Origin of the sequence: Oribacterium sp. oral taxon 078 str. F0263 (assembly GCF_000469565.1) — a bacterium.
Lineage (GTDB): Bacteria > Bacillota > Clostridia > Lachnospirales > Lachnospiraceae > Oribacterium.
Genome location: NZ_KI273128.1, coordinates 67,326 through 80,817 on the forward strand (window position 1 = coordinate 67,326; position 13,492 = coordinate 80,817).

Sequence of the window (13,492 nt, forward strand, 5' to 3'; positions counted from 1 at the left end):
GCCTCTTTTCTTTATCGGTCCCCCGCGCTTCAACGCTTGACGATACACCTATACAGTATAGCAAAGGAAAGAGAGCATAACAAATTAAGAAAAAATACCATCGCCCGGGCCGGACGACGGTAAAATGAAAGATTTCGATACCGGGATCAAGGCCTGAAGGCAGGGCGATCCGGGCGAAAGCAGCCTCTTCTTGGAAGAAAAGGAATCCAAGACGCTGTCCGGTCTCAGATCCTTTCCTCCATCCGGCTAAGCTTCTCCGCCTGCTCCGCCGTGATGAGCGGATCGATCAGCGGATCCAGATCGCCGCCGAGAATTTCCTCCAGGCAGTAGAGGCTCAGCTTAATGCGGTGATCCGTGACTCTGCCCTGCGGGAAATTGTAGGTCCGGATCTTCTCCGAGCGCTCCCCCGTCCCAAGCTGGGAGCGCTTCTCCGCCGCGCTCTCCTCATGGCGCTTCCTGGACTCAATCTCATAGAGCCTCGCACGGAGAAGCCGCATCGCCTTTTCCCGGTTCTGAAGCTGGGAGCGCTCCTCCTGGCACTCCGCCACCATCCCGCTCGGGATATGGATGAGGCGCACCGCGGAGGAGGTCTTGTTGATATGCTGTCCGCCGGCCCCGGAGGAGCGAAAGACCTCCATCCTGACATCGGACGGCTTGATCTCCACCTCCACCTCTCCGGCCTCCGGCATGACGGCGACCGTCGCCGTAGAGGTATGGATTCTGCCCCCGGATTCCGTCTCCGGCACCCTCTGCACGCGGTGGACTCCGGATTCATACTTCAGCCTGGAGTAAGCGCCCTGCCCGTCCACAATGAATATAACCTCCTTCAGGCCGCCGAGCCCGGTCTCATGGAAGGAGACGAGCTCCGTCCGAAAGCCTCTCCGCTCCGCGTAGCTCATATACATGCGGTAGAGCTCCGCCGCAAAAAGCGCGGCCTCCTCCCCTCCCGCGCCGCCGCGGATCTCCATCACGATATTCTTATCGTCATTTTCATCCTTTGGGAGGAGGAGAAGGCGAAGCTTCTCCCCGAGAAGGCTCTGCTCCTCCTTCGCATTCTGGAGCTCCTCCTTCGCCATCTCAAGAAGCTCGGGATCCTTCTCCTTCTGCAAAAGCTCCAGCGCGTCCCTCTCACTCTCCTCCGCCTTCCGAAAAGCGAGGTAGGTCTTATAGAGCGGCTCCAGCTCGCTCTGCTCCCGGATCAGCTTCCGATAGCGCGCGATGTCATTGCTCAGCTCCGGCCTCGTGAGAGAGAGCATCAGCTCCTCGTAATGGCGGCGGACCTCCTCCAGATTCTCAAACATTCTCATCCCCTCTTTTCTCTATTCTCACTCAATTCTCCGGCTTTCGGAAGCTCAGCCCCGGAAAATGCCGCTGAGCACGCGGTCCTTTCCGGAGAGATCCCTCCGGAGGGAAAGCTCCGAAAAGCCGGCGGAGAGGAGAAGCGCCGATACCTCCTCTGCCTCATCGAAGCCGATCTCCAGACAGATCCTCCCCCCGGGCCTCAGATGCTTCGGCGCCTCCCTCGCGATCTCCCGGTAGAAGAAAAGCCCGTCCTCGCCTCCGTCCAGCGCCATGCGGGGCTCATGCTCCGAGACCTCCGGCTCCAGACTTTCGATCTCCCCCCTCCGAATATAGGGCGGATTCGAGAGAATCAGGTCAAAACCCTGTATCCCCTTCTCCCTCTCATACTCTGAGATCCTCTGAAAAAGGTCCGATCGAAGCAGAAAGAGCCTCGCCCTTTTCTCCGGCGGAAGCAGTCTTTCCGCATTCTCCTCCGCTTTTCTCAGGGCAGGCGCGGAGAGGTCTGTGAGCAGCATGCTCTTAAACTCTCCGTAGTAGAGAAGGCTGATTCCCACACAGCCGCTCCCCGTACAAAGATCCAGCGCGTGCTTCCCGGCGCTCTCCGCGAGCGCCTCCTCGACGAGGATCTCTGTATCCTGCCGCGGGGAGAGCACCGCTTCACTCACCCGGAAGCGAAGGCCGAAGAAATCCGTATAGCCGAGAAGCTGCTGCAGCGGGATGCGGGACGCCCTCTCAGAGAGAAGACGCCGGAAATCCGCTGTCCGCTCCGCCCTCTCTCCTTCGTCGGGATAGAGCGAAGAGAGCTCTGCAGAGCTTTTCATGAGGTAAGCGGGGGCATCCAGAGAAAAGCTATGAAACAAAAGCTGCCTCGCGTCATAGTCCGGATCCGGAACGAGAGCCTCTCGGAGGCGAAAAGCCCCCTCCCGAAGAAGCTCCCGGAGCGTCACAGCGCTCCTCCGCTCTCCTCCGGGAACTTTTCCCTCTCCCATTTCCGCCAGTCAAAGACCGCCTCCACAGCGGCTATCGCCACCTCGATCTCCGATCGGTCCGGCTCCTTCGTGGTGAGTCCCTGCATCCACATGCCGGGGACAAAGAGCAGCCTTGTCAGCGCGTTGTCCCAGAGCCCGACCAGGCGGAGAAGCTCATAGCTGATCCCGGCGATCAGCGGAATCAGGAGAATTCTGGATAAAAATTTCAAAAGGATGCTGTCGAAGCGGAGCAGCATGAAGAGCAGGATCGAGATCAGCATCACATAGACGAGGAAGCTCGTCCCGCAGCGCTTGTGCTCCTTCGAGGAGAGGGCCACATTGTCCACCGTGAGCGGAAGGCCATGCTCGATGCAGTTGATGCATTTATGCTCCGCCCCGTGGTATTCGAAGGTCCTCCGGACATCCCGCGAGCGGGAGACCAGCTTTAAATAGGCGATGAAGATCAGGACCCGCAGCAGCCCCTCCAGGAAAGCGAGCAGGCTCTCCGAGGGGAGGAAGCGCTTCAGCTGTCCGATCAGAAGGGTCGGGAGGAGCACAAAGAGAAGGAGGGCCGCGAGAAAGGAGAAGGCGATGACGATCGAAGAGAGCACAGAGGCTGCGCGCTCCCCGAAGGTCCTGTCCATCCACTTCTCAAAGGCCGAGGCCTCTGTCCCCTCATCGTCCTCAAAAAAGGAGGCGCTGAAGCTGAGGCAGCGCATCCCGAGACGGAGAGAGTCCCAGAAGGAGAAAACGCCTCGGATCAGCGGGAGCCTCAGGAAGCGATAACGATCCGTCAGAGAGACATAGCGCTCCTTTTTCACAGTGATCTCCCCGTCCGGCTTCCGCACGCCGACCGCGTAGTCCTCGCCGTTTTTCATCATGATCCCCTCGATCACCGCCTGCCCGCCGATCCCGCAATAGATCTGTGTCTTCTTCCCCTCCCGCATAGAACTCCTTTCTGCTCCCGGTGACTGCCGGGCCGTTTCTCCATGTCCCCCTTTTGTATGGAAACGGGGAGCAGAGCCGAACAGGCTCTGCTCCCCCGCGAGATATCCCCTGGCTACTGGATACCGAACTTCTTATTGAACTTGTCGATACGTCCCTTTGCCGCCGCGGTCTTCTGCGCTCCGGTGTAGAACGAATGACATTTGGAGCAGACCTCGACATGGATCTCCGGCTTCGTAGAGCCGGTCACAAAGCTGTTTCCGCAGTTGCAGGTGACGGTCGCCTGATAATAGCTGGGGTGAATTCCTTCCTTCATCTTTTCCTCTTTCCGCATGGTTTCCGACCATGCTCTTTCTCTCTCGGGACTTTCCCCGATCCCTCTATCCTCTCGTCCAGCATAAAGCTGTAACCCGGATACCGTACCATAAATTCAGCGGAATGGCAAGTTTCTATTTGGGAGAAAAGCCGCCAAGTCCCGAGGGCATCAGAAAGCGGCACTCCCCCATGTACATCGGTGCGATCTCCCCCTCCGGAAAGCTCAGAATCAGCTCTCCCTTCTCATTCAGATAAAAGGCCTGATCCTCCCGGATTCCCCGGAAATTGCTCTCCTTCATCTCCGGATCGTCGAGCCAGTATTTCTTCCCGGGATCCCTCTCCATCTCCTCCTGCATCTGTCGCCGGAGCTCCGCGTTGATCTCCGACTCATAGTCCGTGCCGGGGAGGAAGAGGTCCTTCAGGGACAGAAGCTTCCCGTCACTCTTTCGGATGGTATAGTACCTGTTCTCCTCATAGCTGTCCGCCGCCGTGCTGAGCGCCGTGAGGCGGAGACAGTAAAAGCTTTCATTATCGAGAAGGAGCTTCGAGGAAATCTCCAGGCTGGAATAGCCCTCCTCCTTCGCCTCCTCCTTAAATTCCGAGATCAGCCTGTCGCTGATCTCCGTAATCTTACGGTTTACCTCCGCCGCCGCCTCAGAATTGACCGAGGACGACGCTTCGAGCTTCGGGATACTCACCTCGGCGCTGTGTCCCTTCCCCTGATAAGAGTATTTCCGGAAGGTCACAAGCTGAAAATAAGAGCCGATGAGCGGTATATTCTGAAGTGCGTAGGCCTGCTCCCCCCCGCTGTTTGGCAGGACGATGCTGAAGAGCAGTACACAGGCCGCCGCCGTGAGGATCCCCCGAAGCAAGGCGGATCCTCCGAAAAGCGCTGCCGGCCTTCTCCTGTCCGCTTCTCCCAGAGGCTCTCCGTCTGAATCCGCGATCATCCTCTCGTCGAGATTTGCGATCGCCTCCATCAGATCTATCCCTTTCATAAAAAACCCTCTTTCTCGAGGACCTCCCGGAGCGCCTTCCTCGTCCGGTGAAGGCTCACCTTCACCGCGCTCTCCCCGGCGTGGAAGCGCTCTGCGATCTCGGCGATACTCTCTGTGTAGAAGTAGCGCCGGATGAAATAGCGCCTCGCACTCGCGGACTCGCCCCGCAGAAAGTTCTCGATACACTCTGTCAGCGCCTCACGGTTCAGCTGCTCCGAGACATTGTCCCGGGAGAGAGAGACCATATCCGTGAGCTCGTCCAGGGCCGCCGTGAACTCCCCCGTTCCCCGCTTCTCCGCGCGCTGCTTCTTAAAGAGATTGATCGCGAGATTTTTCGTCACGCGGGCGAGCCAGGCCCGGAGAACCCGCGGCCGCTCCGGCGGAATCGCGTTCCAGGCACGGAGCCAGGTATCATTCAGGCACTCCTCGATATCCTCCGAAGAGGACAGGACATTAGCAGCGGTTTTTCTGCAATACGCGCCGTAGCGCTCCTGACTTGCGAGGATCGCGGCTTCATCCCGCGAAAAATACAGCCTGATGATTTCTTCGTCTGACATTCGTGCCCTTCCCGCCTGCCCCGGTGAATTCCGGGGACTTACTTCTTTACTGCACTGACGGAATAGACCTTCCCCGTGAAGCTGTCCACCTCGGAGAGCGTCCCGGAATAGCTGACCTCGACCTCATCTCCCACCTTGACCTTGTCAAGCCCCGCCGGTGCTTCCTTCTCATCGAAGCTGAGCGCGTAGCTCTTGCCGTCCGCGGTATCGATCGTGATCATAAAGTCCTTCTTGTCGGAGAGCTTTCCCTTGAGCGTCTCCTTCTTTTCCGCCTTCTCTTCTCCTCCGGCCTCATCCTTCTTGGTATCGGCCTTTTCGCTCTCCGCCTCCTCGGAGACGGTGATCTCCTTGCTTTCCTTCTTCTCTTCCGTTGCTGCCGTCTCCGTCTCCGCCTTCACAGACTGAGAAGCTGTCTGCTGCCCGCAGGCAGAGAAAGCCAGAGCAGAAAGCAGTGCCGCCATTAAAACGATGCCTTTTTTCATAAAAACCTCCATTTCCGGGGCATGTCCCCGATCCCGTCCTTTGCCGTCTCGGCAGGCAGTCCCCGAAAAGCACGGAGAAGTGCCTGCACCTTATAAGGGACAGGAAGCGCGGGGCGGAGGTTACAGGACAGGCCTCAGCGCTGATTGATTTTTATGACCTTCCGGGAGAGGATGGGCTTATTCTCGACCAGAGCCCGGCAGAGCTCTTCATTATTCTCTGTCCGCTCGAAAAGGCTCAAAACCTCCTCGACGGAGCCCTTCTTTTCCTCACTGGTCTGCTGGTGGATGATGTCGAGCGCCTTTCTCTCCAGCTCCGTGAGCAAAAGATCGTCTCTTCTCGTCCCGGACTTCAGGATATCGATCGCGGGGAAGATCCTCCGCTCCTGGAGCTCGCGGTTCAGAACCAGCTCCATATTTCCGGTCCCCTTGAATTCCTCATAGACCACATCATCCATGCGGGAGCCGGTGTCCACGAGCGCGGTGGCGAGAATCGTGAGACTTCCCCCCTCCCTCATATTTCTGGCCGCGCCGAAAAAGCTCTTTGGCATATGAAGCGCCGCGGGATCCAGTCCGCCGGACAGCGTCCTCCCGGACGGCGGCTCCAGAAGATTATAGGCCCGGGCGAGTCTTGTGATGGAATCGAGGAGAATCGTGACATCCTTCCCGCTCTCCACGAGGCGCCTGGCCCGCTCGATCGTCATCTCCGCGACCCTCTTATGATGCTCCGGGAGCTCATCAAAGGTGGAGTAGAGAACCTGCGCGTTCTCCCCGACGACCTCCTCCCTCATATCCGTGACCTCCTCGGGCCGCTCATCAATGAGAAGGATCATAAGATGCATATCCGGTTCATTCCGGAGGATGGCCTTTGCGACCTGCTTTAAAAGCGTCGTCTTTCCCGCCTTCGGAGGGGATACGATCATGCCTCTCTGCCCCTTCCCGATGGGAGCGAGGAGATCCAGGACGCGGAGGGAAAGCGAGCTCGGAATGCCCGCTGTCTCGAGGCGGATCCTCTCGTTGGGGAAGATCGGGGTCATCCGGTCGAAGCTCTGCCTCCTCGCGGGGAGCTCACTGACCCGGATCCCGTTGACCTTCTTCAGGAAAATGAGAGCCCGGTAGCGGTCCTGCGGACTTCTGAGCCTGGAGTCTCCCATCAGGAGATCCCCGGTCCGAAGATTGTAACGGTGAATCATCTGCCCGCTGACATAGACATCATTCTCCCCGGACAGAAAATTATTGGAGCGGATGAAGCCGTAATTATTGTCCGGGACCAGCTCCAGTATGCCCTCCGCCGGTCTGGATTCCGCCCCGCGGATCGGGGGAAGCTCCGGGCCCCTCAGCTCCAGATCCGGACGCGTCTCCCGCTCCGCTCTTCCCTCTGCGGCGGGCTCCCTCGCGGCAGCGAGAAGCTCCGTCAGGGCTTCCACCGCGGATTTCGTGTCCGTTCTCTCTATTTTTTCCATGCTCTCTGCGGAGAAGGAGCGCGGCGGGCGTCCATTCTCCCCGCCTTCTCCTCTTCTTCTCGCCGGGCCTCTCTCCCCCGTCCTAAGTCCCGCGGGAGAACGCGGAATCCTCGGCTTCGGGAGCTCCTCCATCGGCGCGGCCACAACCTCTATGGCGTCCACAATGTCCCGAGGAGAGGCATCCTTCTCCCCGGCGCTATGGGTTCTGCGGGAGGAGGAACTGCTCCCCTCCTCCGGAACTGTCTCCTCCTTCGCTCTCTCCTCCGAAGGCTTTTCCTCTTTTTTCACCGGGGCCAAAGCTGCCTCCTCGGAGAAGGACGGCTTTTCCTCCTGTGTCTTCTCCTCCGTCTCCGGGGCCTTCTTCCTCGGGCGGCCGCGCTTTGCGGGCTTCTTCTCCGGCTCCGCCGCCTCTTCGGGAAGGGACCCGGCCTCCGTCTCCGCCTTCTTCTTCGGCGGACGGCCGCGGCGCTTCTTCGGAGCCTCCGCCGCGCTCTCCTTCGCTGTCTCCGAGACGCTCTTTCTCCTTCCTCTTCGCTTTGGGCTCTCCGCCTCTTTCTCTGTCTCCGCCTCTTCCACCAGGCGCTTCTTCTCCTCTTCTTCTGTCATATCGCATTCCTCCTTGCGCTGAGGGTTTCCTCCCTCTTTTTTCCGGCGACAAAAACCGGGGACTCCGGCGGAAAAGACAGCGCACAGTCCCGGCTCCTGTCTATAGTGACTAAGCCTTGGGGATTCATTTTCTCATTTTATGTTTTCACTGGGATCCGCCGGCCTCAAAGCGCCGACGTATTATAGAAAAGCCCCTGAAGGGCGGCCCATCCGCGCGCCTCCCAAAATGAAACCCGGGCGCCGATGAAGGACGTAAAGCATAGATATACCTCTTGAGTATAGCAAGGGAACGCTTGTAAGGCAAGGGAATTTTTGCTATACTAACAGGCTGAAAAAGCGGGATCCGCCCGCGTCTTCCTTGCGTTTTGCGCAGAAAGGTTTCTGAAATTTATGAAAGCAAAAAAAGAAAGCTCCGCCGGCCGTGTACCCATGCGCTATGATGCCTACGGCAGGCCGCTTCGCGAAAAGAAAAAGGGAAGGGGAAAAGCCGTCTTCCGCTTCTTTTTCTTCTTTCTCTTTCCCTATCTCATCATAAACGGCGCGATCCTCTATCTGGCCATCTCCCGGCCGACGGTATCGACCGATGACCCGGACACCTCGGACTATAAGAGCGCGTCGATCCGGATCCGCCTCCATTCTCTCCTCCCCATAAAGAATGTCAAGGCGACGCTCGAGGGGGAGCCCGTAGAATTAAAGCAGGACGGAGAGGATTACATCGCGTCTCTCTCGGACAACGGGAATCTCAATATCCGCGCGGAATCCATAAACTGGATGTCGGACAGTGTCAATGTGCAGGTGAGCCTCTTAGACAGAACCGGCCCGGTGATCGACAAGGACTCCGTGGACATCGGATCCGGCTATGTGGAGTTTCAGGTCAGTGACACACAGAGCGGCGTGAGCTTCGATTCCATCTACGGCGTGGACAGCGACGGGGACAATGTAAAGCCCATCGACATCAATAAAGAGAGCGGCGTCGTGACCATGCCCATGAAGGCGGAGAGCATCACGGTATATCTGAGCGATCAGGCCGGAAATCAGAGCACCGGAAAATTCTCCTTAAGCTAGGAAGCTGCGCGGCGCGGATTGGATTCTATCTAAGACTGCTGCCCGAGCATCCTCCGAAGAAAGCGCCGGCAGATCGTATAGATGTCCGTCTCCGGGTGGGAGATGCCGACCCGGTCCATGGCGCGGCACTGCTTGCAGGTCGGATGGACATAGGGGTAGATCCCGTACATGAAGGGAAAAAAGGCATAGATAAAGTCCCGCATCTCCTCCTCCGAGAGGGGAGGCTTCGTCCGGCGCAGGCAGCGCCGTATCTCCTCCACCGCGGAGAGATATACCCTCTTATAGTCCTCGAGACGCTCCTCTCTGCTGTGTTCCTCGATCTCATAGAGATTCATCGCCTGAATCCGAAGGAGCAGCTCCCGCTCCGAAAGACTCCGGGATATCCCCTCCGAGAGCTCCTCTCTGCTGAGCTCTTCGCCGCCGCAGATCCTGCGGAGACCCTCCGTCCAGCTCTCGTACTCCCTTTGCAAAAGCGCGAGAAAGATCTCCTCCCTCGTCTCAAAATAATTGTAAATGCTGGGGCGAGAGAAGCTCGTCTCCTTGCTGATCTCCTTGATCGTCACTTCCTTAAAGGATCGTTCCCGGTACAGCCTCTCGCAGGCCCCGAGGATCTCCCCTCTCCGCTCCCGAATTCTCTCCTCCGATACTCTCGCCATTCCGCGCACTCACTTCCCTCTTCCTGCTTCGCCCCGTGCACTGTCCTGTCCCAGCCTGTCTAAAGCGGCGGCTGAGAGAGCGCTGAAGGGCCCGGAAGCGCGGATTCTGTCCGCCCCTTCTCCCGATGATGGACGCGGAGCACAAGTCTCGCACTCTGAACGATAAAGAAAAGCAGCAGCGCGATGAATAATAAGGCGATAATCTTTCGAAGCATTGCCTCCTCCTCTCCGTCATGAAAAAAGGCACCGGGGCGGCCGTTTCGACAGCCGCTCCGGTACCTTCCCTGGATCATAATTCCGATGCTATTTTTTCAGATTCGGCTTCGCGATCTTGAGGCTCTCATCCTCTGTCTTGGTCTCCTCCTTCAGAAGATGCCCGATCCAGTGCTTCTGCCGTGTCTCAAAGCGATAGGACTTTCCGTCGATGATATGCTCTCCCACATACATGCGGCCCTGCTGTCCATCGGACTCCGGCTGCAGGTAGTAGGTCCCGGAATTATCCGTCAGCCAGCCGGTCTGCATCCATCCCTTCTCATCGAAATAATACCAGTCCCCTCTTCCCTTATAATCCAGGAAGCACCAGTTCGCCGCCCAGGTCCCGTTCGGATACTGATAGGCCCACTTTCCGTTGGAATACTTCCTCCACTCTCCCTTCCTCGGGGCCTCCGGGCCGTCGATATTATCATAGCCGGAGCCGCCGTTCACCGGATAGACAGAAAAGGCATCGCTGCTGCCGGCAAAAGCCGCCGCCGTCATCCCCATCGTCATTACCGCCGCAAGTGCACAAACAACAAGTCCCTTCTTGAACATCCTCTTTTCCTCCCAGTTTCCCTTCCATGGCAATTCTCTTTTAATGACAAAATCATATATTGGTTTTGTCTTAAAAATCGTTTAATTTTATCGCAATGATACCGTTCCGGGAAGAAAATGTCAAGTCCTTCTTTTCCGGGGGCAGTCCCTGCCCCCGGTCCCGGGAGGATGCCGCAAAAAGGCGGCGCGGCCTTCTCCTCTCCCTTAGCTCCCGGTCCTTCCCCAGGCTATTCCGAAAAGACCTTCCGGAGATTCTGAAGCTCCGGCTGAGCGGCCGCATCGTCGAAATTCTGATAGTCGAAGATGCCAAAGCCCTGGACCTCCCCGCTCTCCCGCGCGGCCCTGACCTCTCTTGCGAGAATGTCCTGGAAGCGGAGCCACTCCGGCGTGCTGTTTCCGTCCCAGCTCTTCGTCCCCGCCTTATAGAGAGCCAGTCCGACCATGAGCTTGACCGGACTCTTCTTCTCCCTCTTCAGCTTTACCCAGCTCGCAAGGCACTCGCCATAGGCATGCTTCGCCGGCGTTCCCTTTCCGGTCTTCGCCTCAAAGCCGTGGTAGATCTGCGGCATGATATAGTCCACATAATCGGCGGAGGACATCCAGCGGTCGATATCCACAAAGTAGGCCTTCTCACTCCGGAGGCTGGAGAGAAGGGGGACCGGGCTCACGCCGAAGACCGCATCCTTCTTCACTTCATGCACCGTCCTGTGCACCGCGAGGACGAGCTTTGAGACATTGTCCCTCCTCCAGTCGGAGAGGGAGAGCGTGGAACCGGAGCTCTCATAATCCGCCTTATCAAAGCTCTTCTCCGGATCGCTGTCATCGAGCGCGGGATAGAAGTAGTCGTCAAACTGAACGCCGTCGATATCGTAATTCGCGCAGAGCTCCCGGATCGCCCCCGTGAGATAATTCCGCACCTCCTCACTGGACGGATTCAGATAATACTCTCCCCCGTGAAGGAGGACATTTCTCTTTTTCGCCGGGTCCGCCGCCCATTTCTTCACGATCGAGCTCTCCGGGATGTCGGCCCATTTCACGAGATAGCCGCTCACCCGATAGGGATTGACCCAGGCGTGAAAGCGAAGGCCGTGCCGATGCGCGCTCTCGATCATATACGCGAGCGGATCGAAGGAAGGGCTCTTCTCCTTTGTCACCATAAAGCGGGAGGCCGGAAAGCTCTGGAGCTTCTGTCCGTAGCTGTCCGAATGGCTGTGGACATGGCAGAAAATCGCATTCATCCCCTCTGCCTGGATCTCCGTCATTACCCTGTCCGCCCGCTCCTTGAATTCCGCCTCCGACTTCGGCATCTCATTCCAGTCGAGGTAGGAAAACCATACGCCGCGAAGCTCCTTCTCCGAGGATGCCGAATCCGCGGCATAGGAGAAGAAGCCAAGAGCGGGCTCCAGAAAGACCATAAAAAAGATCAGAAAGAGGAAAAAAAGCAGCACGCCCCCGAAGGCGCAGTTCTCAAAGCCCCGTCTCTCCCTCCGATCATCATCCTGTCTGACCATATTCCATCCTTTCCGCCTCTTTTTCCCCGGATAAGCCTCCCCGCAGGGCGCTCAGGAGAGCCCCGCAAAAAGAAGGCTCTGCGCCGAAGTCGAAGCCTCCGACATTCCCGTCCTCATGGGCTCCTCCCGCCTTCCGCGGATTGGAGCAAAGGTATTGGGATCATAATACTACAAGGCGGAAAGGAATACTTTAAACTTTTCCTGACACTTCGCTTTCGAAATCTGTCAGAGAGGAAAAATCAGACTGCCGTATCCCCTCAATTTTTCTTTGCATCCGACTTCTCCTGTATGGAGATGGATTTCAAAATCTCAAGCTCTGTCTCGTTGAGCGGTGAGAGCTCTGCCTCCGGAATGGAAAAGTCAACGTTCACGATAACTCCGTCGGCATAGGTTATGGCCTTCTTCCGAAGCATCGTATAGGCGGGCAGTGTGCTCTCATCCAGCTGGAGCAAAACGAGAAAGCCGCGGTCCCCGACGACCTGAACTCCTGCCTCCTCCTCCCGGATGAAGTGCCCCGTCACAAAATTGAAGGCAAAGTTCTTTCGCTCCGGCTCTCTCCCGGCGGACACGGAGACCTCGATCCCGTATTCCGGATTATAGTCTATCGTATTCCTGTGGAAGTGGTAGAGAGGACCCGTTTTCCCGGAGTTATAGATCTCCGGGATCTTCATGCTGACTTCCTTATCCTTTTCCTTATGGGACAGCGTGACGACGCCGCCCGAGAAGGAGGAGACATCCTCCAGGCTCTTTGGATCCACCTTCTTAAGATCCGAAAGATATCCATCCAGCAGAGAAACTATATCCGGATGATCCTTCAGCTTCCACTTCTTCTGATCCACATCAGGATCCAGCTTGATCTTCTCCATCCGCTCCGTATATCCCGGATTTTTGTCCGCCTTCACAGCTTTTTTATCCACGATGGAGAGGGAATCCAGGCGCACGGCGTCCGGCACCTTCACCGGCACCGTGTGCACGGATTTCACGATCTCCTCCATCCCCTCCTCCGTGAAGGGCTCGCCCGTAAAGCCCTTGTACTGATCCGCGGTCAGCATGTGCTCGAAGCAAAGCTCTACCAATCTGTTCTGCAAAAAGCTTTGAAAAATCACAAAGTCGTTCTCAGCATCTTTTGAGCTGTCACCATCCTTGCTCCTGGAGATTTTTTTGTAGGAGACTCTGAGCCATTTCGTCCCATCCAGATCGATCAATTTTTCCTGCAAATCTTCTGAGTCCTCCCAATCAAAATGAATATCCTCCAAACTATGGAAGCGGTCCTTATAATTCCGGACGAACGAGCTGCTGCCCTCCTCCGTCCTGAGCGTCACATTGGCATAGCGCCGCTCGTCGGATACTGTGACATAAGCCCGGATTTCTTCCGGATTGTCAGTAATATGATACCCCTCCTTTGGAAGATAGACCGCGATGGGACCCGCGCTTTTGAGGACCGCATTTTCATCATTCAAAGAGGAGGTGTTCTCCTTTTTCTCATAATTCACCTTGCTGATCTCTGCCAGCGCGGAGAGGAGCTCGGCGGGCTGTTCCTCCTTCTTGCTTCCCTCTCCTTTTTCTGCTCCTTCCTCCTTTTTCTCACCCGCTGCCGCGCCGGAAGGCGCCTCTGTGCTCTTTTCCGTGCTTTTTTCTGTGCTCTCTTTCTCCTTCCCCCGCTCCTCTCCCTTTTTCTGAGGAGAACAAGCTGTCAAGGCCAAAAAAGAAAGCAGAACACAAAGCCCCGCTCTCCCGATTCTCTTCCCGTTTTTTACTCTCATGCTGATTTCCTCTCCCTTTCCGAATCTCTTCTGCCATAGCTCCCGGGGAGAGTG

The 13,492-nt window shown here is 57.1% G+C and carries 14 protein-coding genes; 1 reads left to right on the plus strand and 13 read right to left on the minus strand.

Going from position 1 to position 13,492, the window contains the following annotated elements:
• Window positions 1-224 precede the first annotated feature (224 nt).
• From prfA to rho, 8 genes are all read right to left on the minus strand, one after another.
• A complete protein-coding gene (gene prfA / locus HMPREF1986_RS10100; protein WP_036600239.1) occupies window positions 225-1,301 on the minus strand; it encodes a peptide chain release factor 1 in 1,077 nt (358 codons plus the stop codon).
• 51 nt (window positions 1,302-1,352) lie between these two features.
• Window positions 1,353-2,291 (minus strand): peptide chain release factor N(5)-glutamine methyltransferase, encoded by a 939-nt coding sequence (gene prmC / locus HMPREF1986_RS10105; RefSeq protein ID WP_051273922.1) that lies wholly within the window; start codon window positions 2,289-2,291, stop codon window positions 1,353-1,355.
• Window positions 2,246-3,217, minus strand: a complete 972-nt coding sequence (locus tag HMPREF1986_RS10110; protein WP_009215875.1) for a DUF1385 domain-containing protein — start codon at window positions 3,215-3,217, stop codon at window positions 2,246-2,248. Before HMPREF1986_RS10110 ends, prmC begins: the two co-directional genes overlap by 46 nt.
• A 113-nt stretch (window positions 3,218-3,330) precedes the next feature.
• Window positions 3,331-3,531, minus strand: coding sequence for a 50S ribosomal protein L31 (gene rpmE, locus HMPREF1986_RS10115; protein ID WP_036600279.1), 201 nt, complete (start codon window positions 3,529-3,531; stop codon window positions 3,331-3,333).
• A 133-nt stretch (window positions 3,532-3,664) separates the two neighbouring features.
• Window positions 3,665-4,528 (minus strand): RsiV family protein, encoded by an 864-nt coding sequence (locus HMPREF1986_RS10120; protein ID WP_021774744.1) that lies wholly within the window; start codon window positions 4,526-4,528, stop codon window positions 3,665-3,667.
• Entirely contained in the window at window positions 4,525-5,085 is a 561-nt protein-coding gene (locus HMPREF1986_RS10125) for an RNA polymerase sigma factor (protein WP_009215878.1), read from the minus strand. Before HMPREF1986_RS10125 ends, HMPREF1986_RS10120 begins: the two co-directional genes overlap by 4 nt.
• Before the next feature lie 38 nt (window positions 5,086-5,123).
• A complete protein-coding gene (locus tag HMPREF1986_RS10130; RefSeq protein ID WP_051273923.1) occupies window positions 5,124-5,567 on the minus strand; it encodes a hypothetical protein in 444 nt (147 codons plus the stop codon).
• A gap of 134 nt (window positions 5,568-5,701) precedes the next feature.
• Window positions 5,702-7,633, minus strand: a complete 1,932-nt coding sequence (gene rho, locus HMPREF1986_RS10135) for a transcription termination factor Rho (RefSeq protein ID WP_021774746.1) — start codon at window positions 7,631-7,633, stop codon at window positions 5,702-5,704.
• Between the two features lie 390 nt (window positions 7,634-8,023).
• On the opposite strand from rho, the gene HMPREF1986_RS10140 reads away from it, so the two are divergent.
• Window positions 8,024-8,698 carry a hypothetical protein gene (locus HMPREF1986_RS10140; RefSeq protein WP_021774747.1) on the plus strand — a complete coding sequence of 225 codons (675 nt, stop codon included), beginning with the start codon at window positions 8,024-8,026 and terminating at the stop codon, window positions 8,696-8,698.
• A 29-nt stretch (window positions 8,699-8,727) separates the two neighbouring features.
• On the opposite strand, the gene HMPREF1986_RS10145 is transcribed toward HMPREF1986_RS10140, so the two are convergent.
• The 5 genes from HMPREF1986_RS10145 to HMPREF1986_RS10170 all read right to left on the minus strand — a co-directional run bounded on the left by HMPREF1986_RS10145 (window position 8,728) and on the right by HMPREF1986_RS10170 (window position 13,438).
• Entirely contained in the window at window positions 8,728-9,354 is a 627-nt protein-coding gene (locus HMPREF1986_RS10145) for a TetR family transcriptional regulator (protein ID WP_021774748.1), read from the minus strand.
• A 59-nt stretch (window positions 9,355-9,413) separates the two neighbouring features.
• On the minus strand, window positions 9,414-9,569 hold the full coding sequence (locus tag HMPREF1986_RS10150; protein WP_155978805.1) for a hypothetical protein: 156 nt from the start codon (window positions 9,567-9,569) through the stop codon (window positions 9,414-9,416).
• A gap of 88 nt (window positions 9,570-9,657) precedes the next feature.
• Entirely contained in the window at window positions 9,658-10,164 is a 507-nt protein-coding gene (locus HMPREF1986_RS12645; RefSeq protein WP_009215885.1) for a hypothetical protein, read from the minus strand.
• Window positions 10,165-10,391: 227 nt separating this feature from the next.
• Window positions 10,392-11,675: a glycoside hydrolase family 10 protein gene (locus HMPREF1986_RS10165; protein ID WP_021774750.1), complete on the minus strand. Its 1,284-nt coding sequence runs from the start codon at window positions 11,673-11,675 to the stop codon at window positions 10,392-10,394.
• A gap of 257 nt (window positions 11,676-11,932) precedes the next feature.
• Window positions 11,933-13,438 (minus strand): hypothetical protein, encoded by a 1,506-nt coding sequence (locus HMPREF1986_RS10170; protein ID WP_155978806.1) that lies wholly within the window; start codon window positions 13,436-13,438, stop codon window positions 11,933-11,935.
• Window positions 13,439-13,492 lie beyond the last annotated feature (54 nt).

Coding starts and splice junctions, on each gene's coding strand:
- prfA (WP_036600239.1), bottom strand. CDS start 1,301: ATGTTTGAGAATCTGGAGGAGGTCCGCCGCCATTACGAGGAGCTGATG.
- prmC (WP_051273922.1), bottom strand. CDS start 2,291: ATGGGAGAGGGAAAAGTTCCCGGAGGAGAGCGGAGGAGCGCTGTGACG.
- HMPREF1986_RS10110 (WP_009215875.1), bottom strand. CDS start 3,217: ATGCGGGAGGGGAAGAAGACACAGATCTATTGCGGGATCGGCGGGCAG.
- rpmE (WP_036600279.1), bottom strand. CDS start 3,531: ATGAAGGAAGGAATTCACCCCAGCTATTATCAGGCGACCGTCACCTGC.
- HMPREF1986_RS10120 (WP_021774744.1), bottom strand. CDS start 4,528: ATGAAAGGGATAGATCTGATGGAGGCGATCGCAAATCTCGACGAGAGG.
- HMPREF1986_RS10125 (WP_009215878.1), bottom strand. CDS start 5,085: ATGTCAGACGAAGAAATCATCAGGCTGTATTTTTCGCGGGATGAAGCC.
- HMPREF1986_RS10130 (WP_051273923.1), bottom strand. CDS start 5,567: ATGAAAAAAGGCATCGTTTTAATGGCGGCACTGCTTTCTGCTCTGGCT.
- rho (WP_021774746.1), bottom strand. CDS start 7,633: ATGACAGAAGAAGAGGAGAAGAAGCGCCTGGTGGAAGAGGCGGAGACA.
- HMPREF1986_RS10140 (WP_021774747.1), top strand. CDS start 8,024: ATGAAAGCAAAAAAAGAAAGCTCCGCCGGCCGTGTACCCATGCGCTAT.
- HMPREF1986_RS10145 (WP_021774748.1), bottom strand. CDS start 9,354: ATGGCGAGAGTATCGGAGGAGAGAATTCGGGAGCGGAGAGGGGAGATC.
- HMPREF1986_RS10150 (WP_155978805.1), bottom strand. CDS start 9,569: ATGCTTCGAAAGATTATCGCCTTATTATTCATCGCGCTGCTGCTTTTC.
- HMPREF1986_RS12645 (WP_009215885.1), bottom strand. CDS start 10,164: ATGTTCAAGAAGGGACTTGTTGTTTGTGCACTTGCGGCGGTAATGACG.
- HMPREF1986_RS10165 (WP_021774750.1), bottom strand. CDS start 11,675: ATGGTCAGACAGGATGATGATCGGAGGGAGAGACGGGGCTTTGAGAAC.
- HMPREF1986_RS10170 (WP_155978806.1), bottom strand. CDS start 13,438: ATGAGAGTAAAAAACGGGAAGAGAATCGGGAGAGCGGGGCTTTGTGTT.